The following is a 352-nucleotide window of genomic DNA, read 5'->3' as shown; positions in this document are numbered from 1 at the left end:
CGAGGCCCGCGGAGGCGCTCGCGCTCAGCGTCCTGGTGCTGATCGCACCCCACAGGACGAAGGCGATGGCCACGGCGGCCGCGACCCCGAAGACGACCTTGTCGACCCGGGACGGCGGGGCGTCCTCGTGGTTCACCGGTGGCGGTTCGAGCGCCGGGTGCAGCGTGTCGTCGGGACTCTTGGTCAGTTCACTCATTACGTCATGGACGGCACCCGACGAAGGTGCCGTCCGTCTCCTCACGTTACGTGTCACTCAGAAGTTGCGGAAACAACTACTTTGTCGAACATCCGCGCCCGAGCGCAAAACGAGGGCCGGCTGTGGGCACGCTGGGAGGGCGGACGGCATACGGCG

The 352-nt window shown here is 67.3% G+C and carries 1 pseudogene; it reads right to left on the bottom strand.

The annotated features are described in order from the left end of the window. Positions 1-196, bottom strand: a pseudogene (locus ABD194_RS09005) (BCCT family transporter); the annotation flags it as partial. Positions 197-352: the final 156 nt, after the last annotated feature.

It is taken from the genome of Terrabacter terrae, assembly GCF_039529575.1.
In the GTDB taxonomy this organism is placed as follows: Bacteria; Actinomycetota; Actinomycetes; order Actinomycetales; family Dermatophilaceae; genus Terrabacter; species Terrabacter terrae.
This window is presented reverse-complemented; position numbering and strand designations above follow the sequence as displayed.